This window comes from Actinorhabdospora filicis, assembly GCF_030269765.1.
Taxonomy (GTDB): domain Bacteria; phylum Actinomycetota; class Actinomycetes; order Mycobacteriales; family Micromonosporaceae; genus Actinorhabdospora; species Actinorhabdospora filicis.
The window spans coordinates 1,110,706-1,135,113 of record NZ_BSTX01000002.1 but is presented as its reverse complement, the minus strand read 5'-3'; the positions used below and the strand labels follow the sequence as shown (position 1 = coordinate 1,135,113).

24 protein-coding genes are annotated in these 24,408 nt (G+C 71.4%); 17 read left to right on the top strand and 7 right to left on the bottom strand.

The genetic code is table 11. From position 1 onward, the window contains the following. Positions 1-10: 10 nt before the first annotated feature. Positions 11-589, bottom strand: a complete 579-nt coding sequence (locus tag QSK10_RS18140; protein ID WP_285664022.1) for a TetR/AcrR family transcriptional regulator — start codon at positions 587-589, stop codon at positions 11-13. A 105-nt stretch (positions 590-694) separates the two neighbouring features. Between QSK10_RS18140 and QSK10_RS18135 the strand changes: the two genes are divergently transcribed. Beyond that, complete coding sequence (locus QSK10_RS18135) at positions 695-1,333, top strand: HAD family hydrolase (RefSeq protein WP_285664021.1); 639 nt, start codon at positions 695-697, stop codon at positions 1,331-1,333. 58 nt (positions 1,334-1,391) lie between these two features. Further along, entirely contained in the window at positions 1,392-1,808 is a 417-nt protein-coding gene (locus QSK10_RS18130) for a glyoxalase superfamily protein (protein ID WP_285664020.1), read from the top strand. A gap of 182 nt (positions 1,809-1,990) precedes the next feature. Here QSK10_RS18130 and QSK10_RS18125 read toward each other — a convergent pair whose 3' ends face one another. Further along, positions 1,991-3,586: an MFS transporter gene (locus QSK10_RS18125; RefSeq protein ID WP_285664019.1), complete on the bottom strand. Its 1,596-nt coding sequence runs from the start codon at positions 3,584-3,586 to the stop codon at positions 1,991-1,993. Between the two features lie 153 nt (positions 3,587-3,739). Here QSK10_RS18125 and QSK10_RS18120 point away from each other — a divergent pair, with 153 nt between their 5' ends. Both QSK10_RS18120 and QSK10_RS18115 read left to right on the top strand, forming a co-directional pair. Next, entirely contained in the window at positions 3,740-4,417 is a 678-nt protein-coding gene (locus tag QSK10_RS18120) for a TetR/AcrR family transcriptional regulator (protein ID WP_285664018.1), read from the top strand. A 51-nt stretch (positions 4,418-4,468) separates the two neighbouring features. Next, complete coding sequence (locus tag QSK10_RS18115; protein WP_285664017.1) at positions 4,469-5,341, top strand: carbon-nitrogen hydrolase family protein; 873 nt, start codon at positions 4,469-4,471, stop codon at positions 5,339-5,341. A gap of 3 nt (positions 5,342-5,344) precedes the next feature. On the opposite strand, the gene QSK10_RS18110 is transcribed toward QSK10_RS18115, so the two are convergent. After that, positions 5,345-5,980 (bottom strand): class I SAM-dependent methyltransferase, encoded by a 636-nt coding sequence (locus QSK10_RS18110; RefSeq protein ID WP_285664016.1) that lies wholly within the window; start codon positions 5,978-5,980, stop codon positions 5,345-5,347. Between the two features lie 281 nt (positions 5,981-6,261). Here QSK10_RS18110 and QSK10_RS18105 point away from each other — a divergent pair, with 281 nt between their 5' ends. Together QSK10_RS18105 and QSK10_RS18100 are read left to right on the top strand one after the other, a co-directional pair. Next, the gene (locus QSK10_RS18105) at positions 6,262-6,678 is read left to right on the top strand and encodes a helix-turn-helix domain-containing protein (RefSeq protein WP_285664015.1); all 417 of its coding nucleotides are present in this window, start codon (positions 6,262-6,264) and stop codon (positions 6,676-6,678) included. Then, positions 6,675-7,049, top strand: a complete 375-nt coding sequence (locus tag QSK10_RS18100) for a DUF4180 domain-containing protein (RefSeq protein WP_285664014.1) — start codon at positions 6,675-6,677, stop codon at positions 7,047-7,049. Before QSK10_RS18105 ends, QSK10_RS18100 begins: the two co-directional genes overlap by 4 nt. A 186-nt stretch (positions 7,050-7,235) precedes the next feature. Here QSK10_RS18100 and QSK10_RS18095 read toward each other — a convergent pair whose 3' ends face one another. Continuing rightward, complete coding sequence (locus tag QSK10_RS18095) at positions 7,236-8,648, bottom strand: KamA family radical SAM protein (protein ID WP_285664473.1); 1,413 nt, start codon at positions 8,646-8,648, stop codon at positions 7,236-7,238. 168 nt (positions 8,649-8,816) lie between these two features. Between QSK10_RS18095 and kdd the strand changes: the two genes are divergently transcribed. From kdd to QSK10_RS18050, 9 genes are all read left to right on the top strand, one after another. Beyond that, complete coding sequence (gene kdd / locus QSK10_RS18090) at positions 8,817-9,881, top strand: L-erythro-3,5-diaminohexanoate dehydrogenase (protein ID WP_285664013.1); 1,065 nt, start codon at positions 8,817-8,819, stop codon at positions 9,879-9,881. Further along, on the top strand, positions 9,878-11,395 hold the full coding sequence (locus tag QSK10_RS18085; RefSeq protein ID WP_285664012.1) for an amidohydrolase: 1,518 nt from the start codon (positions 9,878-9,880) through the stop codon (positions 11,393-11,395). Before kdd ends, QSK10_RS18085 begins: the two co-directional genes overlap by 4 nt. 4 nt (positions 11,396-11,399) lie before the next feature. Beyond that, the gene (gene kamD, locus QSK10_RS18080; RefSeq protein WP_285664011.1) at positions 11,400-12,968 is read left to right on the top strand and encodes a lysine 5,6-aminomutase subunit alpha; all 1,569 of its coding nucleotides are present in this window, start codon (positions 11,400-11,402) and stop codon (positions 12,966-12,968) included. Further along, the gene (gene kamE, locus QSK10_RS18075) at positions 12,968-13,726 is read left to right on the top strand and encodes a lysine 5,6-aminomutase subunit beta (RefSeq protein WP_285664010.1); all 759 of its coding nucleotides are present in this window, start codon (positions 12,968-12,970) and stop codon (positions 13,724-13,726) included. The genes kamD and kamE overlap by 1 nt, the downstream gene beginning before the upstream one ends. Next, positions 13,723-14,112, top strand: a complete 390-nt coding sequence (gene kal / locus QSK10_RS18070) for a 3-aminobutyryl-CoA ammonia lyase (protein ID WP_285664009.1) — start codon at positions 13,723-13,725, stop codon at positions 14,110-14,112. Before kamE ends, kal begins: the two co-directional genes overlap by 4 nt. A 4-nt stretch (positions 14,113-14,116) precedes the next feature. Further along, positions 14,117-15,511 carry a glutamate mutase L gene (locus tag QSK10_RS18065; RefSeq protein ID WP_285664008.1) on the top strand — a complete coding sequence of 465 codons (1,395 nt, stop codon included), beginning with the start codon at positions 14,117-14,119 and terminating at the stop codon, positions 15,509-15,511. Positions 15,512-16,050: 539 nt separating this feature from the next. Next, a complete protein-coding gene (gene lnt / locus QSK10_RS18060) occupies positions 16,051-17,562 on the top strand; it encodes an apolipoprotein N-acyltransferase (protein ID WP_285664007.1) in 1,512 nt (503 codons plus the stop codon). 21 nt (positions 17,563-17,583) lie between these two features. Then, positions 17,584-18,372, top strand: a complete 789-nt coding sequence (locus QSK10_RS18055; protein WP_285664006.1) for a polyprenol monophosphomannose synthase — start codon at positions 17,584-17,586, stop codon at positions 18,370-18,372. After that, complete coding sequence (locus tag QSK10_RS18050; protein ID WP_285664005.1) at positions 18,369-18,908, top strand: FxsA family protein; 540 nt, start codon at positions 18,369-18,371, stop codon at positions 18,906-18,908. Before QSK10_RS18055 ends, QSK10_RS18050 begins: the two co-directional genes overlap by 4 nt. A 38-nt stretch (positions 18,909-18,946) precedes the next feature. Here QSK10_RS18050 and QSK10_RS18045 read toward each other — a convergent pair whose 3' ends face one another. Together QSK10_RS18045 and QSK10_RS18040 are read right to left on the bottom strand one after the other, a co-directional pair. Further along, positions 18,947-19,288, bottom strand: coding sequence for an RNA polymerase-binding protein RbpA (locus QSK10_RS18045; protein ID WP_285664004.1), 342 nt, complete (start codon positions 19,286-19,288; stop codon positions 18,947-18,949). Positions 19,289-19,496: 208 nt separating this feature from the next. After that, positions 19,497-20,792, bottom strand: a complete 1,296-nt coding sequence (locus QSK10_RS18040; protein WP_285664003.1) for an MFS transporter — start codon at positions 20,790-20,792, stop codon at positions 19,497-19,499. 84 nt (positions 20,793-20,876) lie between these two features. On the opposite strand from QSK10_RS18040, the gene pdxR reads away from it, so the two are divergent. After that, positions 20,877-22,241 carry a MocR-like pyridoxine biosynthesis transcription factor PdxR gene (gene pdxR / locus QSK10_RS18035; protein ID WP_285664002.1) on the top strand — a complete coding sequence of 455 codons (1,365 nt, stop codon included), beginning with the start codon at positions 20,877-20,879 and terminating at the stop codon, positions 22,239-22,241. Between the two features lie 53 nt (positions 22,242-22,294). Further along, positions 22,295-23,773 carry a peptide MFS transporter gene (locus QSK10_RS18030; RefSeq protein ID WP_285664001.1) on the top strand — a complete coding sequence of 493 codons (1,479 nt, stop codon included), beginning with the start codon at positions 22,295-22,297 and terminating at the stop codon, positions 23,771-23,773. On the opposite strand, the gene QSK10_RS18025 is transcribed toward QSK10_RS18030, so the two are convergent. Continuing rightward, positions 23,745-24,392, bottom strand: a complete 648-nt coding sequence (locus tag QSK10_RS18025; RefSeq protein WP_285664472.1) for a thymidine kinase — start codon at positions 24,390-24,392, stop codon at positions 23,745-23,747. The two genes, QSK10_RS18030 and QSK10_RS18025, sit on opposite strands and share 29 nt — an antisense overlap. Positions 24,393-24,408: the final 16 nt, after the last annotated feature.

Genomic DNA, 24,408 nt, shown 5'->3' with positions numbered 1-24,408 from the left:
GATGGTCGATTCACTGGGCGCGGCGGCGGACGGCTTCCTCGATCAGGCCCAGGATCGGCTCGATGTCCTTGGCGTCGCGGCCCATCGCCAGGTGCAGGACCAGTCCGTCGTAGGCCAGCTCCAGGAACTGCTGGAGCACCTCGATGGGACGGTCGTCGCGCAGGATCCCCGCCTCGCGCTGGCGCTCCAGGCGCTCGCGGGTGGCCTCGGCGATGGCCGCCGAGCGCTGCTCCCAGCGGGCGGCGAACTCGGGGTCGGTGCGCAGCCTGCGGGAGACCTCCAGCTGGCTGCCCAGCCATCCGGCGGTCTCGGGCTCGTGGGCGGAGGCGGCCAGGTCGCGCATGACCTGCACGAGGCCGTTCTCGGCGACGGTGGCGACCATGGTGGCCGCGTCGTCCTCGGCCACGGCCAGAAACAGCGAGTCCTTGTCGCGGAAGTGGTGGAAGATCGCGCCCCGGGACAGGCCGATCTCCTGCTCCAGGCGGCGCACGGTGGCGCCCTCGTAGCCGTGGCGGGCGAAACAGGCCCGCGCCCCGGCCAGGATCTGCCGACGGCGCGCGTCCAGATGGTCTTGACTCACCCGTGGCACTCTTGGTCGCCCTCCCGTTCCTCCGTGTGCATCCGATCGTCCCACCTGCCGGACCGGGATGCAATCCGTACGTACGACTTGCCGACCGCTGTCACACTCACGGTCGTGACCCTGCTCCTGATCGACCTCGACAACACCCTCATCGACCGCGACGCCGCCTTCCGCCGCGGCACCGGGATCTTCCTGGACGCGCACGGGCTGCCCGCGTCCGATGTCGACTGGGTCATGGAGCTCGACGATTCAGGCTATACGGACCGTCCGACAGTGGCCTCGACCGTCGCCGCCCGCTACGGCCTGGACCCCGAGGGCGTCCTGGCGTTCCTGCGCAAGGGCGCCCGCGAGCACGCCGTCATCACCCCCGAGACCCGTGCCGCCCTCCAGGCCGCGCGCGCCGCCGGTCACCGCGTCGTCATCGTCACCAACGGCCTCGTCGACCAGCAGACCGGAAAGATCCGCAACGCCGGGCTCGACGTCCTCGTCGACGGCTGGACGGTCAGCGAGGGCGTCGGCGCCAAGAAGCCCGCGCCCGCCATCTTCCACGCCGCCGCGGCCTCCATCGGCGCCTCCCTCGACGGCGCCTGGGTCATCGGCGACCGCGACGACGCCGACATCGCCGGCGCCCACGCCCTGGGCCTGTCCTCGGTGTGGATCCACCTCGGCCGCGACTGGACCCTCCCGGGCCTGGCCCCCACCCGCACCGCCGCCACCGTCGCCGAGGCCATCGGATACGCCGCGAACCTCTGAAAACGTCGCACCGGGCGTCCACAATGAGGCGACAATCGCCGAGCGGAAGGACGCCACCGTGAACTGGACCCTCGAAGTCGTGGTCGTACCCGTCACCGACGTCGAACGCGCCAAGGAGTTCTACTCGCAACGCCTCGGCTTCAACCTCGACCACGACGTCAGCAACGAACCCCACGGCCCCCGCATCGTCCAGCTGACCCCGCCGGGCTCCGGCTGCTCCATCGTCGTCAGCGACACCCTCACCACCATGACCCCCGGCAGCCTCAAAGGCCTCCAGCTCGTGGTCAACGACCTACGCGCCGCTCACAAGGAACTCCAGGACCGCGGCGTCGGCGTCAGCGCGGTGCAGGTCTACGGGGCGAACGGCTTCGAGCGCGCGAGCGACGACACCGAGCTGGACAACATCGGGTTCGTGCACTTCGACGACCCCGACGGGAACGGCTGGTCGATCCAGCAGATCTCGTCGCGGGGGTAGAGGGGTCGGCGCACCCCGCGCCGGCGGCCGCGCGTCCCGCCGTCGGCGCGGGAGCACGGTTCGAACCCCAAGGTGCCCCCGATAGATAAGAGCTAGTTACGTTCGAATCCCCGTCCGGCTCCGCGATCCCCGAAAGCGAGGAGGCCCGCGCGAACCCGCGCGGGCCTCCTCGAACCACTCCGTCACATGTGGACGACGCCACCGCCGGAGCCCTGCCCCTTGCGCACCAGCAGTGCGGCCACCGCGCCGGCGACGGCGACGATCGCCGCGACGGTGAGGCTGTGGGAGAAGCCCTCCATGAAGGCGTTGTGGGCGCCGGTGGTGATGGGGGCGTGCAGTTCCACCGGGACCTTCTCGTTGATCGGCGCGATGCCCTGCGCCACGAACGGGATGGCCTGGGCGAGCTCGGGCGCGTTGGCCATCTGCTCGGGGACGCCGGCCTTGATCAGGTCGGGGGCGAGGACGTCGCCGACGCGGTTGACCAGCAGGACGCCCAGGATGCTGGTGCCCAGGACGCCGCCGAGCTGTCCGGCGGTCTGCTGGAGCCCGCCGGCGATGCCGGCGAGGCGGGCGGGCGCGTTGCCGATGATGGCCTCGGTGCCGGCGACCATGACGAGGCTGAAGGACACGCCGAAGAGGGTCAGCCACGGCCAGATCGCCGAGTAGGTCGTCTCGACCTCGAAGCGGGAGAACGCGTACAGCGAGCCCGCCAGGGTCAGCATGCCGATCACCAGGGGCGGGCGGGGCCCGAACTTCTGGGTCAGCAGGCCGGCGAGGGGAGAGGCGAGCAGCATGACGCCGGTCATCGGCAGGACGCGCACACCGGCCTCGATGGGGCTCATGCCGTGCACGTTCTGCATCCAGAGCATGAGGAAGAACAGGCTGCCGAACATCGCGAAGAAGCCGCCGATCATCAGCAGGGTGCCGATGGACAGGGGCAGCGACTTGAACAGCGCCAGCGGCAGCAGCGGTTTGCGCGCCATCGCCTCGCGGATGAAGAAGAGCACGAACAGCACGCCGGCGGCGATGAAGGAGATGATCGGCGTCTTGTCGCCGAAGCCGTACTCCTGCGCCTTGATCAGGCCCCACACGAGCCCGAACAGCGCGCCGATGAGCAGGACGATGCCGGTGAGGTCGAAGGACCCGTCGGACTCCTCGTCGCGCGACTCGCGGATCACCCACACGCCCACGAAGAGGCCGACCACGGCCACCGGCGCGTTCACGAAGAACACCCAGCGCCAGTCGGCGTGCTCCACCAGCAGACCGCCCACGACCGGGCCGGAGGCGATGGACAGGCCGACGGTCGCGCTGAACAGGCCGATGGCCATGTTCAGCTTCTCGGCGGGGAAGGTGTTGCGGATGATGGCCAGCGCGGCCGGCTGGAGCAGTGCTCCACCGATGCCCTGGACGACGCGCCAGCCGATGACCATGCCGATGGAGCTGGCGAAGCCGACGCCCATGGACGCCAGGGTGAAGGCGACGACACCGATCAGGAAGATCTTCTTGCGGCCGAAGCGGTCGGCCAGCTTCCCGGCGGGGATCAGCAGGACGGCCAGGGCCAGCAGGTAGCCGTTGGTCACCCACTGCAGGTCGGACAGGTCGGCCTTGAAGTGCTCGGCGATCTTCGGGTTGGCGATGGAGACGACGGTGGCGTCCAGGCCCACCACCATCACACCGAGGGCCACGGCGAGCATCGTGAGCCAGGGGCTGCCCTTACCGGCGCGGCCGGGCGGGGGAGGAGGGGACGGACTCTTCTGGTCGAGCACGGCGCTGGTCATGGGCGTCTCTCCGCGGGGTCGATGGTGCCTACTCGGAGAAACTGTCAGAGACTGCCAAGAGACGTCAACTGACTAATGTCAGAATGTGTCAATCGTCATACGGAAGGGAAACGGACCCCCGCCACCACCCCTGAACGGCGATAGGATCCGGCCATGACGGCCATGACCACCGACGACCCGCGCCCCTCCGTCACCGCCGACGGTGGCGCCGCGGACGCCGCGGGCCTGCGCGAGCGCAAGAAGCGGCGCACCCGCGACGCGCTCATCGAGGCCGCCTACACCCTGGTCATCGAACAAGGCTACGAATCGACCACGGTGGACCAGATCGCGGATGCGGTGGAGGTGTCCCCGCGCACGTTCTTCCGCTACTTCGGCTCCAAAGAGGACGTCGTCCTCGACATCCAGGACCGCGTCTGGGACGCCGTCTACGAGGCCTGGCACCGCCAGCCCGCCCACCTGCCCGTCGTCGCCGCCGTCCGCAAGGCCATGGCCCAGGTCCTGGCCCGCCTCGAAGACGGCGGTTTCGGCATCGACATCGACCGCATGGAGCAACTGCGCGAGGTCATCGCCACCGACGACCGCCTCTGCGCCCTCTCCGCGCAGCGCCAGGTCATCCAGTCCGGACGCGTGGTCGCCCTCATCGCCGAGCGCATGGGCGTCGACCCCGCCGCCGACATCCGCCCCGAACTCGTCGCCGCGCTCATCGTCACCGCCACACACGTCGGCGTCCACTCCCCGCGGGCGGCCACCGGCGGCGCCGGCGTCGCCGCGCGCATCGACACCTGCCTCAGCCTGCTCCAGAACGGCGTCGACTACCCCGCCGCGTCCTAGCCCGACACACGGTCCCCGAACGGCCTCGACCGAGCGTGTCATCATCGCCTCATGAGCGAAGATCCGGTCCCGAACGCACCCTCCACCGATCTGCGGGTCGCCGTGGCGCAGGCCGCCTCGACCCCCGGCGACCTCGCGGCCAACGTGGCCAAGGCCGTCGAGTTCGTCGACCGCGCCGACAACGAGGGCGCCGACCTGGTCGTCTTCGGCGAGCTGTTCCTGCCCGGCTACCACCTCGGCGTCCTGGCCGAGGACCCCGACGGCTGCGACGTCGAGGCCGACGGCGAGCACCTCGTGGCCGACACGCGCCTGGACCCGCTGCGCGAGATCGTCCAGCACCACCACCTGAGCGTCCTCATGGGAGCCAGCGTCCGCCGCGACGGTGAACGCCACATCGCGCAGCTGCTGATCGACCGTTACGGCCTGGTGCACGACGTCTACCACAAGCAGCAGGTCTGGGACGAGGAGAACGCCCTCTACACCCGCGGCGACCAGGGCGGCAGCGTCGAGCTCGCCAGCTGGAACCTGGGCCTGGGCATCTGCTACGACGCCTGCTTCCCCGAGCACGCCCGCGCCGCCGCCGCCGACGGAGCCCACGCCTACGTCGTGGGCGGCGCCTACCTCACCGGGGGAGGCCACCGCCGCGACCTGTACCACGCCGCGCGGGCCCTGGACAACACCTTCTACACCGTCTTCGCCGGTGCCGTCGGCGGCAGCGACCCGTGGGCCTTCGGCGGCGGCAGCGCCATCTACGACCCCGAGGGACGCGTCCTGGCCCGCGTCGACGACGACACCGAGGGCATCGCCGCCGCCGACCTCGACCCCCAGCGGCTGGCCGAGACCCGCCGCGAGCACACCATGCTCGCCGACCGTCCACTGGAGGGACTCGGCGGCCGCCGGGTCACCAAGGCGCCCGGCGCCTGAGCACTAGCGCCGCCGGACGGCGACGACGGTGTCGGTGACGACCGCCGTCTCGCCGTCCGGGCCGCTCGCCTCCCTGGACGGGGTGTCCAGCCGCGCCGCCTCGAACACCGCCGGGTCCAGGTCGAGGCCGTCGAAGATCTCCCGGGGCGTGGGGTAGGGGTCCTCGCGGTTCCAGCCCCAGGGCCGGTCCGAGCCGTGCTCGACCACCAGCAGCGTCCCGCCCGGCGCCAGCGCGCCGGCCGCCCGCCGCAGGACCTCGTCGCGCGGGAACACGAATGGCGTCTGCAGGTAGAGGGCCGCGACCAGGTCGAACTCGCCGTCGGGGAACGACACGGCGAGGTCGTGGCGTTCGGTGACCACGCGCCCGCCCACGCCCGCATCGGCGGCGTGCTCGCGGACGCGCTCCAGCGCGGTGGGGGAGATGTCCACGGCGGTCACGTGCCAGCCCAGTGCGGCCAGGTGGACGGCGTCGCCGCCCTCACCGGCGCCCAGGTCGAGGGCGCGCCCCGGCTTCAGCCCGGCGATCGCGGCGGCCAGGGGAGGGTTGGCCCGGCCCGACCACACCTTCGGGCGGGTGGCGTAGCGCTCCTCCCAGAAGTGCGCGGCCTCGGACGTCATCGGCGTTCCATGCTCGCTCACGCCACCAGCATCGCCGCGGAGGGGCGCCGGGGCGAGGATTATTGCCGATCCGGCAACACCGGCGGAGAAAAGGGACGGATGGGAGCATGATTCGAACCCCAGAACACACTTACTCGATAATGGAGTGTTATGTTCGAATCCCCATACCGCCAGGATCCCGGCACAGGCTTCACACCCTTCTCCAAAGAGAAGGGTGTCCCGGCTCGCTATCTGCTTCCTTCCCTATGAGGGTGCGTGTATCGTCCGTAGGGGAGTGATGGGGAACTTTCGAGGAGTCTCTCGTGGCGGAGTTGTATTCCGTGGAGCAGGTCGCCGATCTGCTCGGCCTGCACGTCAAGACCGTTCGCGCCTACGTGCGGGACGGCCGGCTGAAGGCCGCGCGCATCGGCAAGAGCTACCGCGTCGCGCGCGAGGACCTCGACGCCTTCACCGGGCGCCCGTCGCCGGAGCCGGAACCCCGGCTGATCGACGTGTCGGCGGTGGTCCGCGTCGACGGCATCGACGCCGTGGAGATGCGTCGGGCGGCCGACATGCTGATGGCCGCCATCGCCGGGCCGCCCGACGTCGACGAGCCCCTGCGCGTGGAGACGGTCTTCGACGAGGCGCGCCGGAGCATGAAGATCCTGGTCCTGGGCGGGCCGGGCCGGGCGGCGGGAGTTCTGGCCATCATCGACACCTATCTGAAGGAGCGGCAATGAGCGACATCGTGGAGACCCTGCACGGCGTGGGAGTGCTCTTCTGCGATCCCGAGGGCGACGCGGTGACCGACGAGCGCTCGGCCGTCGACCTCATCGCCGCCAACTACGGCCGCGGCGCCGACTGGGTGGCGGTGCCGGTGGAGCGACTGAGCGCGGACTTCTTCACGCTCCGCACGGGCGTGGCCGGGGGGATCATGCAGAAGTTCGTGCAGTACCGGGCCGGGCTGATCGTGCTGGGCGACGTCAGCGCGCACATCGAGGCCAGCGACGCCTTCCGCGACCTGGTGCGCGAGTCGAACCGGGGCCGCCACGTGTGGTTCCTGGCCGACCGGGACGCCGTGGCCGCCCAGCTGGAGCGCGTCGCGGCCTGAGGCGGTACGGCGCGGCGATCAGCGCCCCTGCGGAGGTACCGTGCCCGGAGCCGAGCTCACTCCGGCCCAGTTACGGCGATACCGGTTCCCACAAGCGTGGGGGTGATCCGAGACGGTCAACCGCACCCGCACCTGGAGCTGAAAAGGGCCGGAAGACATAGCGTCTTCCGGCCCTTTCGCGCTTCGCTAGAGCGAGGCCGCCCGCGACAGCGCCGCCGCCTCGCGCGCCTCACTGGCCACCTGCGCCGGGATGTGCTCGGCGCGCCAGTGGGCCTGGCCCGCCTCGGGGAGGGTGTCGATCGGGTCGTAGTACGGGTACTCGCGGATCAGGGCCTCGGGGTCGGCCATCTCGATCGACGTCCGGTAGTTCTTCGTCCAGTAGGACACCCCGCGCTCGGCGTCGTAACGCGACACCTGGTGCACCCACCGCTTGCCCACGAAGGGCACGTCGCACACGATGCGGGGAGTGGCGTAGCCGGGCAGGTAACCCATGATCGAGGTCTGCAGGGCCTGCGCGGTGGCCAGCGAGGTCCGCCAGTGCTCGGCGTTGGGGATCATGTCGCACATGTAGAAGTAGTACGGCAGGATGTTCGCCTCGCCCTGCAGCGCGAAGCACAGGTCCAGCAGCGCCTTGGTGCTGTCGTTGACACCGCGCATCAGGACGCCCTGGTTGCGCACGTCGCGGACGCCGGCGTCCAGCGCCGCGCGAGCCGCGCGCGCCACCAGCGGCGTCACCGACTGGGCGTGGTTGACGTGGGTGTGGATGGCGAGGTTGACCCCGCGCGCCCGGGCGGTCTGGGCGACGCGGCCCAGGCCCTCCACCACGTCGTCCTGGAGCCAGTGCTGCGGCAGCGCCGCCAGGGCCTTGGTGGCCAGGCGGATGTCGCGGACGGTGTCGATGTCCAGCAGCCGGGTCAGGAAGCTCTCAAGGTTCTTCCACGGCACGTTGGCCACGTCGCCGCCGGAGACCACCACGTCGCGCACCCCGGGATGAGCCTGGAGGTAGTCGATCATGGCGTCGTAGCGGTCCTTGGGCTTCAAGGTCAGCTTCAGCTTGTCCACCGTGGGGGTGGAGTTGCCGACGAGGTCCATGCGCGTGCAGTGCCCGCAGTACTGCGGGCACGTGGACAGCAGCTCGGCCAGCACCTTGGTCGGGTAGCGGTGGGTGAGACCCTCGGCGACCCACATGTCGTGCTCGTGCAGCGAGTCGCGGGTGGCGTAGGGGTGGGACGGCCAGTCGCGCCGGCGGTCGGAGGCCACCGGGATCATGTACCGCCGCACGGGGTCGGCGTAGAAGGCCTCGGTCCACGCGCCGGGGGTGTCACCGGGGGATTCCACGACCATGGTGTTCAGCATCTGCGGCGGGACCAGCATCGACATCGTCGCCAGGTGCTCCTGGTCGTCGGCGAGGTCCTTGTAGAAGCTCTCGTCGACGAGCTCGCCGAGCAGGGCGTGCAGCTGCTTGATGTTCTTCACGCAGTTGACGCGCTGCCACTGCGCCGACTCCCACTCTTCGGTGGTCACGTCGCGCCAGCCGGGGAAGCGCCGCCAGTCGGGCTCGGCGAGTTCGGCGCGCCGGTAGATGTACGGCTGCTCCATGACCGTCGGTCCGGTGCCGTCCGTCAAAGACACGTTAACGCCTCCTCGGCATTGAGATACGCGATTCACGAGAGGCTACTAGCGGAAACCCTCCTGATGTCAAGCTACCCCGCCGGAGAATCTTCGGCTATCCTGCTGGGGATCTTCACCCGTGCTCAAGGAGGAGCGATGTCGGAAACCCCCTCGTCACCTGTGGGTCTGCACCGGGTGCTGGAACCTTCGGGGGTGCTGCCGCAGGCGGCGTGGAAGCTCGACGCGCGCGGCGAGATCGCCGCCGATGAGGTCCGCATCCGCGTCGAGCGCCTCAACCTGGACGCGGCCAGCTTCCGTCAGCTCTCCGTCAAGTTCGGCGGGGACGGTGGACAGGTGCGCGATGAGGTGCTGCGCATCGTCGCCGAGCGCGGGAAGATGCACAATCCGGACACCGGTTCGGGTGGGATGCTGATCGGGACGGTCGAGGCGGTCGGCCCGGACTCCCCGCTGGGCCTGCGGGTGGGGCAGCGGGTGGCGACCTTGGTGTCGCTGACGCTGACGCCGCTGGTGATCACCGATGGGCTGGCGCGCTGGGACGGCACGAGTGAGCAGGTCCCGGCCGAGGGGCACGCGGTGCTGTTCGCGCGCTCGATCGCGGCGGTTCTGCCCGATGACCTTCCGGCGGACCTGTCGCTGGCGGTCTTCGACGTGTGCGGTGCCCCGGCGATGACCGCGCGGGTGGTGGAGGAGTACGCGGCCAATACCGGCCGGGCGCCGCATGTGGCGGTGCTGGGCGCGGCGGGCAAGAGCGGCGCGCTGTCGCTGGCGGCGGCGCGGGCCTCGGGCGCGGGCCGGCTGACGGGCCTGGTGCCCAATCCGGGTGAGGCGAAGCTGCTGGCCGAGGCGGGTCTGGCCGACTCGGTGGTGGTGGCCGACGCGACGGACCCGGTGGCCACGGCCGAGGCGGTGTCCTCGGTGGGCGGCCTGGCCGACGTGACGGTGGTGTGCGTGGACGTGCCCGGCTGCGAGCACGGCGCGGTGCTGGCCACCGCCGAGGGCGGCACGGTCATCTTCTTCTCGATGGCGACCTCGTTCCCGGCGGCGGCGCTGGGTGCGGAGGGCCTGGCGGCCGACGTGCGGATGCTCATCGGGAACGGGTACACCCCGGGTCACGCGGAGCTGGCCCTGCGGCTGCTGCGTTCCTCGGCGGGGGTGCGTTCGTTGTTCGAGCGCCGCCTGGTCGAGACTAGGCACTCATGACGACTCTTTACCGCGGTGGGCACATCCTCTCCCCGGCCGCTCCGGCGGCGACGGCGCTACAGGTCGACGACAACGGTGTGATCTCGTGGCTGGGCGCCGACGCCGACGCGCCCCAGTCGGACGTGATCGTGGAGCTGGAGGGACGCCTGGTCACCCCGGCGTTCGTCGACGCCCACGCCCACATCACCGGCCTGGGCGCCGACCTGATCGGCCTCAACCTCGCCGGTACCTCTTCGGCGGCCGACCTGCTGGAGCGGGTCGCCGCGCACGTGCGGGATCTGCCGGGTGACGCGGTGGTGGCCGGGCACGGCTGGGACGAGTCGACCTGGGCCGATCCGCGGCTGCCCACCCTCGCCGAGCTCGACCGCGCCACCGGTGGCCGCAAGGCCTACCTGTCGCGGGTGTGCGGGCATCAGGGCCTGGCCTCGCCCGCCCTGCGGGCGGCGCATCCGGAGTACGCGGCCAAGGAGGGTTTCGCCGCCGAGGGCCCGCTGACGCTGCATTCGCACAAGTCCTACCGGGCCGCGGCGGCCGAGTCGGTGACCGACGGGCAGCGCGCGGAGTTCCAGCGCGCGGCGCTGGGCCGGGCGGCGAGCCTGGGCGTGGCGGCGCTGCACGAGTGCGGCATCGGCCTGGCGGGGACCTCGGTGCCCGAGCGGGAGTTCGCCGCGCTGCTGAGGCTGTCGCGCGAGGAGGACGTCCCGCGCGTGGTGGGTTACTGGGGTGAGTTGTGCGCGGCGGAGAAGGCGCGGGATCTGGGCGCGCACGCGTGTGGCGGTGACCTGTCGGTGGACGGGTCGATCGGCGCGCACACGGCGGCGTTGCGGGAGGCCTACGTCGACGCCGACACGCTGGGGCACGCGTACTTGTCGGCCGAGGATGTGGAGAACCACATCCTGGACTGTCACCGGCACGGGATCCAGGGTGGGTTCCACGCGATCGGGGATCAGGCGATCGCGAACGTGGTGGCGGGTGTGGGCGCGGCCGCGCAGCAGGTGGGTGTGGAGGCGGTGCGGGGTATGCGGCACCGTGTGGAGCACGCGGAGTTGCTGGACAAGCAGCTGATCGCGGGTTTCGTGGCGTTCGGTCTGCACGCGAGTGTGCAGCCGGCGTTCGACGCGGCCTGGGGTGGGCCGGACGCGATGTACGCGCGCCGGTTGGGTAAGGAGCGTGCGCTGGCGGCGAATCCGTTCGCTTCGCTGGCGGGTGTGGGTGTGCCGCTGGCGTTCGGTTCGGACGCTCCGGTGACGCCGTGTGATCCGTGGGGTGGGGTCGCCGCGGCGGTGTGGCATCACAATCCGGCGCAGCGGTTGTCGCTGAAGTCGGCGTTCGCGGCGGCCACGCGTGGTGGCTGGCGTGCGATGGGGGATGACGTGGCGGGGGTGCTGGTTCCGGGTGCTCCGGCGACGCTGGCGGTGTGGGAGCACCGTTCGGCGGATCTGCCGGATCCCCGGGTGGCGCCGTCGTGTGTGCGCACTGTGTTGGCGGGGCGCACGATTTTCGTGGAGGAGTGAGGTAGTGGCGCATCAGCCGCGGTTGCGTTTGGACGCCGATGTGGTGGCGCGGGCGAGGGGTCTGGCCCGTCGCGCGGGTCAGCCGGTGGTCGATATCGCGCGGAGTCATACGACGGTGTCGGTGGAGCGGGCGACGCTGCGGCTGGCGGGTCTGGCGGGTGCCGATCCGGATGGGATCCCGTGGGTGAACCGGCTGGTCGACGCGGTGCGTGAGGACGTTGGTGTCGCGCACGGTGTGGCGGCGCCGGTGTTCCACGCGCTGGCCAGTGAGGGCCATTCGGATCTGGTGGCGCTGGCGCAGAAGGCGGCGTCGGGGGCGGTGCGGTTCACCGTTCCCGACGGGCGTGCGGACGCCGAGGCGCGCAAGCTCGCGCGGGCGGCGGTCTCGCACGGCCTGGAGGTCGTGGACGCCAAGCGGGTGGAGCGGGAGCGGATGGTCGCCGAGATCGGTGACCCGCAGCAGCGTCCGTGGATCTATTTGATCGTGGCCACGGGTGACATCTATGAGGACATCCCGCAGGCGCAGGCGGCGGCGCGGGCGGGCGCGGACGTGATCGCGGTGATCCGTTCGACGGGTCAGTCGCTGCTGGACTATGTGCCCGAGGGCGCCACGCGTGAGGGTTTCGCGGGGACCTATGCCACGGGTGAGAACTTCCGGCTGATGCGGGCGGCGCTGGATGAGACCTCGCGTGAGCTGGGGCGTTACATCCGGCTGACGAATTACGCGTCGGGGTTGTGCATGCCGGAGATCGCGGCGCTGGCGGGTTTGAACCGGCTGGACATGATGCTCAATGACTCGATGTACGGGATCTTGTTCCGTGACATCAACCCGATCCGGACGTTCGTGGACCAGCGGTTCTCGCGGCAGGTGCACTCGCGGGCGGGGATCATCATCAACACCGGTGAGGACAACTACCTGACCACCGCCGACGCGGTGGAGGCGGCGCACACGGTGACGGTGTCGCAGTTGCTGAACGAGTTCTTCGCGCATGAGGCGGGGCTGCCCGATGAGCTGCTGGGGCTGGGGCACGCCTTCGAGATCAACCCGGATCTGCCGGATTCGTTCCGGCTGGAGCTGGCGCACGCGCTGCTGGCGCGGGAGCTGTTCCCCGACGCGCCGCTGAAGTGGATGCCGCCGACCAAGCACATGACCGGTGACGTGTTCCGGGGTTATCTGCTGGACGGGTTCTTCAACCTGGTGGGTTCGATGACCGGGCAGGGGATCCTGCTGGTGGGGATGATGACCGAGGCGGTGGTGACGCCGTGGCTGTCGGATCGCGACCTGGCGCTGCAGAACGTGCGTTACGTGCTGAACGCGTGCGGTGGGCTGGCCGAGGACTTCCATCCGCCGGCGGGCGGGTTCATCGACTCGCGGGCGAATCTGGTGCTGTGCGAGGCGGTGGAGTTGCTGGAGAAGATCTGCGACGACGGTCTGCTGCAGGCCATCGGCGAGGGCACCTTCGGGATCATGAAGCGCCCGGCCGATGGCGGGCGCGGCCTGGACGGTGTGGAGAAGCGTGCGGGTGACTACTTCAACCCGGCGGTGGAGATCCTCGACGGGGGTGAAGGGTGATGGGCGACAGTCCCAAGATCGTGCGTCCCTACGGTGACACCACCGGTGACGGGATGGTGCAGGTGTCGTTCACGCTGCCGGTGCCGCACGACAAGCGCGCCGAGGGCGCGGCGGTGCAGCTGGCGCAGAAGATGGGCATGGACCCGGCGATGCTGGTTCATGCCAAGCAGATGGGCACCGCGCACACGTTCTTCGTGGTGTACGGGTCGGTGAACCATCTGGTGAACCTGTCCGAGGTCAACGTGATCGAGCGCGACTACCCCTTGCTGTCGAGCAAGGAGGTGAACACCGCGGTGAAGGAGAACCTGGGCCGCAAGCTGGTGGTGGTGGGCGCCTGCATCGGCACCGACGCGCACACGGTGGGCATCGACGCGATTTTGAACATCAAGGGCATCGCGGGTGAGAAGGGCCTGGAGTACTACCGGGAGCTGCGGGTGGTCAACCTGGGCGCGCAGGTGCCGGTGCCGGACCTGGTGAACCGGGCGGTGGACGAGGGCGCCGACGCGGTGCTGGTGTCGCAGGTGGTGACCCAGCGCGACGCGCATCTTCACAACACCAGGGAGATGTCGGCGGCGTTCCGGGAGGCCTTCGGGCCCACCGAGCGGCCGCTGCTGATCGTCGGGGGCCCGCGCTTCGACGAGACCATGGCCGGCGAGCTGGGCGTCGACCGGATCTTCGCGCGCGGCACCACTCCCGGTGACGTCGCTTCCTATCTCGTCCACGCGCTGGCGAGCCGACCGAAGGAGCCCGTGGCGTGAGCGCCGTTGAGGGACTGACCGTCACCCACCGCCGTTACATCCCCTACAGCCATGCCCACTACGCCGGGAACCTGGTGGACGGGGCCTACGGGTTGGGGTTGTTCGGTGACGTGGCCACCGAGTTGTGCATCCGCTCCGACGGTGACGAGGGCCTGTTCGCGTCGTATTCGGACGTGCAGTTCCACGCTCCGCTGCGGGCGGGGGACGTCATCGAGACCACGGCGGTGCTGACGAAGGTCGGCACGCGCTCGCGGCGGATCAGTTTCTCGGTGCACGTGATCTGCCGTGGCCGCCCGGATCTGGGCGAGTCGGCGGCGGAGGTGTGCGATCCGCCGATCCTGGCCACCAGTGCCACGGGGACCGTGGTCGTTCCGCCGAAGGCGTGAAGGCATGAGCGCTTCTGCGGTGGTGTGCGCCGACGTGGGTTCGACGTACACCAAGGTCGCGGCGGTCGATGAGGTCACCGGTGAGCTGTACGCCACCGCGGCCCATCCCACGACGGTGGGCACCGATGTGCTGGAGGGGCTGGGGGCGGCCCGGGCGGTGCTGGAGTCGCGGCTCCCGGCGGGTGTGGGGGTGTCGGGGACGCTGGTGTGCTCCTCGGCCGGTGGTGGCCTGACGTGCGCGGTGATCGGCAATGAGCCCCTGGTGACGGCCACCGCGGCGCACCGGGCGGCGTTGTCGGCGGGTGCGCGGATCGTGCGGGTGGCCGCGGGGGCGCTGTCGGCGGCCGATGTCGCGGGCATCGCCGAGACGGTCCCGGACACGATCCTGCTGGCGGGTGGTACCGACGGCGGGGACGCCACGGTGCTGCTGGAGCACGCGCGTCAGCTGGCGGAGGCGGCCGGGGCCGAGGCGCGGTTGCGGGTGCCGGTGGTGCTGGCGGCCAACGCGAAGGCCGCGCCGGAGGTGGAGGGGATCCTCACGCGGGCGGGGCTGAGCGTGCGGTCGGTGGGCAACGTGCTGCCCCGGATCGGGCGGTTGCGGCCGCAGGAGGCGCGTGAGGCGCTGCGTGAGGCGTTCTTGACGCATGTGATCGCCGGGAAGCGGCTGTCGGCGGGGGAGGAGTTCACGCGCATGGTGCGCGCGGCGACTCCCGACGCGGTGTTGCGCGGGGTGGAGTTGCTGGCTGACGGCCACGGTGAGGTGCCCGGGCGGGGTGATCTGCTGCTGGTGGACGTGGGGGGTGCGACCACGGATGTGTACTCGGTGCTGACGCCGGACGCCGAGCTGCTGGGCCCGCGCGCGGAGGTGGCCGGTACGCAGTGGCGGGCGCGGACGGTGGAGGGTGATCTGGGGATGCGCTGGAACGCCCCCGGTGTGGTCGAGGCGGCCCTGGGGGAGAAGCTGCTGACCCCCGATGAGGCCGACGGGCTGGCGGCGGCCGTGGCGGTCCGGGCGGCCGATCCGGGGTTCCTGCCCGCCGATGGGGCCGAGGCGGCCGTCGATGAGCGGCTGGCGGCTTTGGCGATCACGGTGGCGTTGCGCCGCCATGCCCGGGGGGAGCGCCTGGACGGTCCCGACGGGCCGTTTCGGGGTGGCAAGGACCTGCGTCAGGTGGCCCTGGTGGTGGGTTCGGGTGGGGCGTTGCGGCACGCGCGGGCGGGTCGTGGTGTGGGCGTGGTGCGCTCGGCGATCGCCGATGGGGCCGGTGGGTGGCCGTTGCCGGTGTCGCCGTCGGTGACGGTGGACGCGCGGTACGTGCTGGCGGCGGCGGGTCTGCTGGCGGAGGTGCTGCCGGGCGCGGCGGCGCGGTTGCTGGCGGGGTGCCTGGGTGGGGTGTGAGACGGGTGTGGCGGGTGTCAATCTCGGGTGGATTTCCCGGACCCGGTTGACAGCCCCCGTATGGGACGCCTTACCGTTGCCTTGTCCGTAATCGGGGGCGGCTCGGCTCGCTTCGTTCCTTCGCAGACTGGGCAATCGGTGGTGGTCGGCCGCATCACCGCCGGCGGCCAGGCTCAGCGCGCGGGGGTCGGCGGGGCGGTGCGAGACGGTCGCCGTGAGGTGAGGATCGCAGGTCGCGCGATCGGCCAGTAGACAACAGTTCGGGGTTTGGCAGCCGGCCGGTTCCGAATTGGTCCGAAGGTCGTGTCGTGTGACGTGCGTCGATCACCCGCCGAAAGGGCCTGGGAACGCGAGGGGCGTGGTGGCTGCCACGCCCCTTCGCCGTATCCGGCGGGCGTCGGTGATACTTGCTGGACCCTTCACCTCAACGACACGCGGGAGCGCCTGTGGCGGCCACGTCTGTGGATCCGGGCACGGTCACGGCAACTGAAGCGGCCGGGCCGTGGTGGCGCGGGCGCGACCGGAGGGGACGCGCGCGGTTGCGTCTGCCGGTCGCCTACGGCCTGGCGCTGGTATCGGGCCTGGGCCTGTGGCTGTCGTTCCCGCCGATCGGGCTGTGGTGGCTGGCGCCGTTGTGCGTGGCGGGGCTGGGCGCGGCGGTGCACCGGCAGCGGCATTGGGCCGGTTTCGGGCTGGGCACGGTGGCCGGCTGGGCGCTGTTCGTGCCGTTGCTGGACTGGACGGGTACGCAGGTGGGCGCCTGGCCGTGGTTGCTGCTGGCGACCCTGCAGGCGGTGTTCGTGGGGATGCTGGGTGCCTTCACCGCCGGTGGCGGCCGGGTCTTCGACCGCTGGCACTGGACGTGGCCGGTGGGTACGGCCGCCTTGTGGGTGGGCATGGAGGCGGTGCGCGACCGGTTCCCCTTCGGCGGGTTCCCGTGGGGGCGGCTGGCCTTCGCGCAGGCCGATTCGCCGCTGCTGGCCTTCGCGTGGCTGGGCGGCGCGCCGCTGGTGACGTTCGTGACGGCCCTGTCGGGCGGGTTGCTGCTGTGCGCGGTGTGGCGGTGGCGGCACATCGGCTGGGGGAAGGTGACGGCGTTCGCCGCCGCGGCGGTGCTGCTGGTCCTGGCGGGGCTGGTGGTGCCGACCTCGACGCCGGGTGGGCGTGAGGCGGTAGTGGCGATCGTGCAGGGCAACGTCCCACGCCTGGGCCTGGACTTCAACGCGCAGCGGCTGCAGGTTCTCAACAACCACGCCGAGGCCACCATCGAGCTGGCCGGGCGGGTCGCGCGCGGTAGCGAGCCGCAGCCGGACCTGGTGATCTGGCCGGAGAACTCCTCCGACATCGACCCGGTGCGCAACCTCGACGCCAAGGCGATCATCGACAACGCCGCGGCGGTCATCAAGGCGCCGATCCTGGTGGGCGCGCTGGTCAAGGGCCCCGACGGGCGCTCGCGGAACTCCGGGCTGGTGGTCTACGCCGGTCAGGAGCCGCGCGTGGGCTACGTCAAGCGCAACCTGGTGCCGTTCGTGGAGCAGGTGCCGTTTCGGGACCTGGTGGAGAAGATCACCGACAAGGTCAAGATCGCCGGCAACTTCGCCCCGGGCACCGAGCCGGGCGTGGTCGACATCGGCGGGGTGAAGGTCGGCGACGTGATCTGCTACGAGATCGCCTTCGACGACGTGGTCCGCGAGACCGTCGACACCGGCGCGGAGCTGATCGCGGTGCAGACCAACAACGCCACCTTCAACAACGCCGAGGCCCAGCAGCAGCTGGCGATGGTGCGGCTGCGGGCGGTGGAGCACGGGCGCAGCGCCCTGATGGCGTCCACGGTGGGCGTGTCGGCCTACGTCGACGCCGACGGGACGGTGCACGAGGCCACCGAGTTCAACACGCGGGCGGCGATGTCGCGCGCGGTGCGCCTCGGTGACGGCGTCACCCCCGCTCACCTGCTCGGTATGCTTCCAGAGTTGCTGATCGCCGCCGGTGCGGTGGCGATCGTGGTGGCCGCGGTCGTGCTGCGCCGCCGCCGCGTGGGCACCTCGGCGTGAGATGAACCTGGAGGGGAATTCGTGACGACCACACCGGCCGGTGAGGACTATCCGCGCATCGGCAAGGTCCTGGTGATCATCCCCACCTACAACGAGAAGGACAACGTCGAGTCCATCGTGGCGCGCACGCGCGCGGCGGTGCCGGTGGCGCACATCCTCGTCGCCGACGACAACAGCCCCGACGGGACCGGCGACATCGCCGACGGCCTGGCCGCCGCCGACGCCAACGTCCACGTGCTGCACCGGGCCGGGAAAGAGGGCCTGGGCATGGCCTACCTGGCCGGTTTCGCCTGGGCCCGCGAGCACGGTTACGACGTCGTGGTCGAGATGGACGCCGACGGCTCCCACGCCCCCGAGCAGCTCCACCGCCTCCTGGACGCCCTGGGCGAGGCCGACGCGGTCATCGGCTCCCGCTACGTCCCCGGCGGCAAGGTCGTCAACTGGCCGGCCCACCGGCTGCTGCTGTCGCGCGGCGGCAGCCTCTACACCCGCATCCTGCTGGGCGTGCCGGTGCGCGACACCACCGCCGGGTACCGCGCCTACCGCCTGGACGCCCTCGACAAGTTCGACCTGGGCACGGTGGCCTCGGCCGGGTACTGCTTCCAGATCGACCTCACCTGGCGGGCGGTGCGCGCGGGCCTGCGGGTGGTGGAGGTCCCCATCACCTTCGCCGAGCGCGAGCGCGGCGCGTCCAAGATGGGCGGCTCGATCGTGCGCGAGGCGCTGCTGCGGGTGGGTTCGTGGGGTGTGAAGCACCGTGCGGGGCAGGTCGCGTCGCTGTTCGGCGGTAAGGACAAGGCGCGGCGATGACCGGGCCCGTCCGGCGGCGGCGCCGCTTCCCGTTCGGATCGCTGCTGGTGATCTGCGAACTGGTCGTCTACATCCTCGTCGCGCGCTGGATCGGGATCGGCTGGACGATCCTGCTGACGCTGGTCACCGGTTTCGCCGGGGCGAGCCTGATGCGCTACTTCGGCGCCAAGGCCTTCCGCGCCTATGCCGAGGACGCCCGTGAGGGGCGCCCGCCCGGGCGCACCATCGTCGATGGGACGATCGCGTTCGTCGGCGCCATCGGGCTGCTGGTGCCGGGGTTCATCTCCGATGTCCTGGGGCTGCTGTGCGTGTTCCCGCCGACGCGGGCGCTGCTGCGGCCGCTGGCCGAGAGGCTGCTGGCCTCGCGGTTGCCCTCGGGGCAGATGGGTGCGATGTTCGGGCCGCGCCGGGTGCGCACCGAGGCGGGGATGCCCGATGAGAGCGGGCCCCACGACGTCATCGACGGTGAGGTCCTGGAAGGCGAGATCGTCGACGGCCCCCGTGAGGACAACGAGGGGCCGCGGTCACCGAAGTGACCACGGCCCCGTCGAAGGAAGCGGGTAATCAGGCCGTCTTAGGCCTTGCCGCGACGCGCGCGGACCTCTTCCAGACGCTCGTTGAGGATCTCCTCCAGATCGTCGACGCTGCGGCGCTCCAGGAGCATGTCCCAGTGCGTGCGCGGAGGCTTGCCAGACTTGGCCTCCGGCTCCGAACCGTCCACCAGCCGGGCGGTGGTGCCGTCCAGGCGGCACTCCCACGTCGACGGAACTTCGGCGTCCACGGCGAAGGGCACCTCGAAACGGTGCCCGCGCTCGCAGACGTAATCCCTGGTCTGCCGCGGCGCGAGCTCGGTGTTGCGATCGGACTCGTAGCTGATCGCGCCGAGACGGCTGCCGCGCAGCATACGCTCACCCATAAACCGGCTTCCCCTCTAAGACCCTAAAGACGGCCACATCTGCGACATCTGTCCGGTGTAACGACGCAGCCGCTTGAATGTTTCCCTAACGGGTACCGCGACGTCCACCGGGGAAAGGATGGCATCACGTCGTCCGTTCCGGCGCTTTGCGCGGCACCCGTTGTGACGTTGATCGTCATACCCACGCCCCATGGAGTGTATGCGCAGGTCAGCGCGGTGACTGTCGCGACGCGGACACCGGGGGCGCCGAGGGGCGCGCGAAGACGTGTGAAGAACCGGGGTGATCAGGCACACCATCGAGCCGTCGCCGGATCAGCAGGCAGGCCAGCCCGGCCAGGACCAGTGCGGCCAAGGGTACGGCGAAGGCGGCGCGGACGGCCGCCGAGATGGCCGGGGTGTGTTCGGGGTCGGCGGCCAGGACGCCGCCGGGCAGCGTGCGGGTCAGCAGGGTGCTCACGGTGACCGCGCCCAGGGTCGAGCCGAGGGTGCGCAGGGTGGTCAGGGCGCCGCCGGCGGCTCCGGCGGCGCCGGCGGGGACGAGGGCGAAGGCGAGGGTTCCCGGTGGGGCGAAGACCACGCCCATGCCGACGCCGAAGACCGCGATGGAGGCGATCGTCATCGGTGTGGAGCCCAGTCCGGTGGCCAGCCCGGCCAGCCCGGCGATCATCAGGGCGAGTCCGGCCAGCAGTGGCGGGAGGGGGCCGCGGCGGTCGGTGAGGCGTCCCGACAGGGGCGCGAAGGGCACCGAGACGGCCGGGCCGATGGCCACCAGGGCTCCGGCTGTGGCGGGGGAGAGCCCGTCGGCGGCCTGGAGGTGCCCGGTGGTCAGCAGGACCATCGCCGCCACGGCCGTCGACAGGGCCGCCGAGACGGCGGCCATGAGCACGAATCCCGGTGTGCGCAGCAGCATCCGGGCGACGCCCTTGGCACGTGGCGTGACAGGTGGGGGCGGGGTCGCCGGGAGCAGCAGCGCCCCCAGCAGGGCGGCCAGGGCGGCGGTGGCGGCCAGGCCCGCGAAGGCCGCGCGCCATCCGGCGGCGCCGATGGCCGCGCCGCCCAGGGACGGACCGGCCGCCACCGCCAGCCCGGCCACCGCTCCCCACACCCCGAAGGCGCGGCCGCGCCGGGCGGCGGGGTGGGTGCGGGCCAGGATCGTCAGGGCCTGCGGGGTGGCCAGTGCCGCGGCGGCGCCCTGCAGGACGCGCGCGGTGATCAGCCACGTCCCGCCGGGGGCGAGGGCCGCGGCGGTGGCGGTGAGGGTGAACAGGGCCAGGCCGGTGGTGAGGAGGCGCTTGGGGCTGCGGTGGTCGCCGAGGCGCCCGGCGGCGGGCAGGACGGCGGTGAAGGCGATGAGGTGGGCGTTGACGATCCACATCTGGGTGGAGCCGGTGAGGTGGAGGTCGGTGGCGATGGCGGGGAGGGCGACGGCGGCCAGGGTGGTGTTGGCGCCGAGGATGAAGACGCCGGTGAGCAGGACGGCCAGGGTGGTGCGGGGTTGTGGCATGCTGCGAAGCTAGATCCGCTGCGGCCCAATGATCAGGGCCACTCATGGCCGGTTCGGCTGGTCCACTTCGGGAGGGGTGCGCGGGTGGAGGAGGTGCTGCGGGAGCTGTCGCTGCCGGTGGAGGGGCGGCGCGGGCGGTCGCTGGAGGGGCTGCTGCGGGAGCGGATCCGGCGGGGCGTGCTGGCGCCGGGGACGCGGTTGCCGTCCAGCCGGGACCTGGCCGGGCAGCTGGGGGTGGCGCGGGGGACGGTGACGGCGGTGTACCGGCAGCTGGCCGCCGAGGGGTACCTGGTGGCGGTGCGGGGCTCGGGGACGCGGGTGGCCGAGCTGGCCGCGCCCGGCGCGGGCGGGGGAGCGGCACCGGGGGGCGCGCGGGCGCGGTTCGACCTGTCGCCGGGCCTGCCGTCGCTGGCGGCGTTCCCGCGGGCGGCGTGGCTGCGGGCGGTGCGCGCGGCGCTGGCCGAGGTCCCCGACGCGGCATTGGGGTATCCCGAGGCGGCCGGTTCGCGGGAGTTTCGGGCGGAGCTGGCGGGGTATCTGGGGCGGGTGCGGTCGGTGGAGGCCTCCGCCGAGCGGATCGTGGTCACCCACGGGACCTTCGACGCGCTGGGGCTGCTGGCCGGGCACCTGCGCGAGGAGGGGCACGGGGTGATCGCGGTGGAGGATCCCTGCGGGGCCGGGCAGCGGGAGCTGCTGGCGCGCTCGGGGCTGGAGGTGGTGGGCGTGCCGGTGGACGGCGAGGGGCTGGACGTGGCGGCGCTGGCGGCCACCGGGGCGCGGGCGGTGGTGGTCACCGCGGCGCATCACTATCCGCTGGGCGTGGCGTTGTCGGCGGCGCGCAGGCGGGCCCTGGTGGCCTGGGCGCGTGAGCGCGACGGGCTGATCGTGGAGGACGACTACGACGCCGAGTACCGCTACGACCGTCCGGCGCTGGCCGCGGTGCAGGGCATGGCGCCCGAGCACGTGGTCTACTCCGGGACGGTGTCGAAGACCCTGGCGCCTGCGCTGCGGCTGGGGTGGCTGGTGGTGCCGGTGGCGCGGCACGCCGACCTGGCGCGGCGGATGTGGCTGCGCTGCCGGGGCGCCGGCGGGCTGGACCAGGCGGCGTTCACGCGGTTCCTGTCCGGTGGCGGCTACGACCGGCACCTGCGGGTGACGCGCGCGGAGTACCGGCGGCGGCGCGACGCGTTCCTGGCGGCCCTGGCGGAATTGTTCCCGCAGGCGGTGCCGGAGGGCATCGACGCCGGGCTGCACGTGCTGCTGCGGCTGCCCGAGGGCAGCGACGACGCCGCGGTGGCCCGCCGCGCCCAGGGCTGCGGGGTGGCGGTGACGGCGCTGTCGTCGTACGCGCCGGGGCACCGCCCGGCGCTGGTGGCGGGGTTCGCCGGCGTCCCGGTGGGGCGGATGCGCGCGGCGGTCAGCGCGCTCGCCACCGCCTACGTCCACTAAATACCGGTTGATGACCGTCGGTCCGCTTATGATCGGCGTCCAGGAGGTGCGCAGTGGCCCAGAACGGACAGCTCCAACCCGGCGCCGACCGGGGCTTCTTCGGGCATCCCCGGGCCCTGGCGACCTTGTTCTCCACCGAGCTGTGGGAGCGGTTCAGCTATTACGGGATGCGCGCCATCCTGGTGCTGTTCCTGTCGGCCTCGGTGGCCAACGGCGGTTTCGGGTGGTCGCAGAGCGATGCCACCGCCCTCTACGGCGTCTACACCGGCATGGCGTACCTGACGCCGATCGCCGGTGGCTGGATCGCCGACCGGCTGCTGGGGCCCAGGCGCTCGGTGCTGTGGGGCGGTGTGGTCATCGCGCTGGGCCACTACAGCCTGGCGGTGCCCACCCACGGCACGTTCTTCCTGGGCCTGGTCCTGATCGTGCTGGGCACCGGGCTGCTCAAACCCAACATCTCGGCGATGGTGGGCAACCTCTACGGCAAGGACGACCCGCGCCGCGACGCCGGGTTCTCCCTGTTCTACATGGGCATCAACATCGGCGCGTTCATCGCGCCGCTGGTCACCGGCGCGCTGAGCAAGAACGGCGACTGGCACATCGCCTTCGGCGTGGCCGGGCTGGGCATGACGATCGCGGTGATCTGGTACGTGGCCGGGCGCAAGGGCCTGGGCGAGATCGGCGCGCGGCCCACCAAGCCCCTCGCCGAGGGCGAGGGCGCCAAGGTCGCCAAGGCCGTGGGGATCACCGTGGGCGTGGTGGCGGTGCTGGCGGTGGTCTTGGCGCTGCTGGGATGGCTGCGGGTCAACACCGTCCTGGCGCTGCTGACGATCGTCCCGATCGGCATCGCGATCTTCTACTTCACCAAGATGTTCGCCGACCGCCAGATCAGCGACGTCGAGCGCTCCCGCCTGAAGGCCTACGTGTGGCTGTTCATCTTCGCCGCCTCGTTCTGGCTGATCTACGACCAGGCCGGGTCGGTGCTGAACCTGTTCGCCGAGAACTCCACCGACCTGGACCTGCCGGTGGTCGGGGAGATCTCGGCGGCCACCCTGCAGGCGGTCAACCCGATCTTCATCATCATCGGCTCGCCCATCGCCGGGGTGGTGTGGCTGCGGCTGGGCCACCGCCTGCGCACCCCGGCCAAGTTCGCCCTCGGCCTGGTGTTCAACGGCCTGTCGTTCATCGTGATGATGTTCGCCGCGCTGGCCGCCGTCGGCGGAGAGAAGGTCTCACCGCTGTGGCTGGTGGCCACCTACGCGCTGCAGGTCACCGCCGAGCTGTGCATCAGCCCGGTGGGGCTGTCCACGACCACCAAGCTGGCCCCCAGCGGCTACACCGCGCAGATGCTGGGCCTGTGGTTCCTGTCCACCGCCGTCGGCGACGCCATCGGCGGCCAGGTCGGGCGCCTGGCCACCGTCATCGACCAGTGGCAGTACTTCCTGATCCTCGGCTCGGCCTCGGTCCTGCTGGGCGTGGCCGCCTTCGGGCTGGTCAAGAACCTCAGCCGCCTGATGGCGGGCATCCACTAGCCGGGTCTAACGCCATCGCCTCGGCCATCGGCGTCAGCGACAGCTCACCCGAGCGGTAGTGCTTGCGGCACAGGACCTGGTAGTGCACCGCCGAGGAGTCGGTGTCGCCGATGACGACCTGCTCCCCGGCGCGCGCGATGCGCCCGTCGACCACGCGCGCGTTCAGCTGCCCCTCCGCCCCGCACCAGCACAGGACCTCCACCTGCAACCGCAGCGCCTCATCGGCCAGCTCCAGCAGCCGCCGGGTCGCCGGGAACAGCTTGGAGCGGAAGTCGGTGGCCAGCCCGAAGGCGTAGACGTCGACGCCGTCGCAGTCGACCAGGTCGGCCATCTGCTCCACGTGCTCGGCGGGGTAGAACTGCACCTCGTCGCAGATCACGTAGTCGGCGCCGGTGGCCTGGGCCACCGCCCGCAGGTCATCGCCGTCGGTGAGCTCGGTGGCCTCCTTGGCCAGCCCGATGCGGGTGGTGATGCGCGCGCCCCCCGAACGGTCGTGACGGGTCAGCAGCAGGCCCCTGCGTCCCGAACGGGTGTGGTTGTGGTGGATCTGCAGGGCCAGGGTGGATTTACCGCAGTCCATGGGTCCGTAATAGAACTTCAAGCGCGCCGTCACGGGCAGGAAGCCTATGGGCAGC